This is a genomic window from Cupriavidus sp. R6-3 (assembly GCF_059772245.1).
Genome location: NZ_JCBAJO010000437.1, coordinates 1 through 1432 on the forward strand (window position 1 = coordinate 1; position 1432 = coordinate 1432).

Annotated in this window: 2 protein-coding genes; both read left to right on the forward strand. The window is 70.0% G+C overall.

Annotated elements, in window-relative coordinates; all coding sequences use genetic code 11:
- Positions 1 to 789, forward strand: a 789-nt coding sequence (locus AC6EI8_RS26460) for an aldo/keto reductase (RefSeq protein WP_498383388.1), incomplete at its 5' end; no start/stop codon positions are given.
- A gap of 25 nt (positions 790 to 814) precedes the next feature.
- The coding region (locus AC6EI8_RS26465) for an MFS transporter (RefSeq protein ID WP_498383389.1) at positions 815 to 1432 on the forward strand (618 nt) is incomplete at its 3' end.

Consider the following 1432-nt stretch of genomic DNA (forward strand, 5'->3'; position numbering starts at 1 on the left):
CGCGAAACGCTGCCGGTGATCGGCCTGGGCACCGCCGACACCTTCGACGCGCCGACGCAGGGCCTGCAGCAGAGCCCGCTGTCCGAGGTGATGTCGCTGCTGCTGCGGATGCCGGGCGCCGTTCTCGATACCGCGCCCAGCTATGGTGCCGCCGAGGCCGTCACCGGCGAATTGTTGCGGCTGCACAATGGCCGCAGGCAGGTCTTCCTCGCCACCAAGATCTCGGCGTCGAGCAGCAGCGCGCCGGCGCAATGGGCGCGCTCGCAGCAGGAGCTGGGCAGCGACACCGTCGACCTGCTGCAGGTCCACAACCTGATCGACTGGGAAGAGAACCTGCGTTTCCTGCGCCGGCTGCAGGAACAGGGCAAGACCCGCTATATCGGCGTGACCCACTATCGCGCCGATGCGCACGAGCGGCTCGAGCAGATCGTGCGCAGCGAGAAGATCGACTTCGTGCAGATCAATTACTCGCTGGGCGAGCGCGAGGCCGAGCGCCGGCTGCTGCCGCTGTGCCGGCAGCGCGGCATCGGCGTGCTGATCAACCGGCCGTTCCAGGACGGGCGGCTGTTCCGCGCGGTGCAAGGACGCCAGCTGCCGCCCTGGGCGGCCGAACTCGATTGCAGCAGCTGGGGCCAGCTGTTCCTCAAATTCATCGTCAGCCATCCGGCGGTGACCGCGGCGATTCCGGCGACGTCCAATCCCCGCCATATGCGCGACAACCTCGGCGCGGCGCTCGGCCGCATGCCGGACGCGCAGCAGCGCGAGCGCATCGCGGCGCTGCTGACCTAGCGCCCGTCCACCGCAATCGCCGGGCATGGCAGCCGCCCCGCCTCCGCACCCCGACCCTGGCCACGGCCCCGGCCGCCTCGGCGCGCTCGGCATCCGCCCGGGCGAACACGCGGCCGTAGTCGCGGCATTCGGCTTCTTCTTCTGCCTGTTCGCCAGCTACTTCATGCTGCGGCCAGTGCGCGAAACGATGGGCATCGCCGGCGGCGTGCAGAACCTGCAATGGCTGTTCACCGCGACCTTCGTCGTGATGCTGGCCGCGATTCCGCTGTACGGCCTGTGCAGCTCGCGGCTGCCGCGGCGGCGCTTCGTGCCCTGGGTCTATGTCTTCTTCATCGCCAATCTGCTGGCCTTCGCGCTCGCCACGCGCGCGCGGCCCGACGATGTCTGGCTGGCGCGGGTGTTCTACGTGTGGCTGTCGGTGTTCAATCTGTTCGTGGTGTCGGTCGCGTGGAGCCTGATGGCGGACGTGTTCCGCCCCGAACAGGCGCGCCGGCTGTTTCCGGTGATTGCGGCGGGCGCCAGCGTCGGCGGGCTGACCGGGCCGCTGCTGTCGGGATGGCTGGTCGGGCCGATCGGGCTGACCGGGCTGATGCTGCTGTCCGCGGTGCTGCTGGCGGCGACGCTGCCGGGTTGCGCGTGGCTG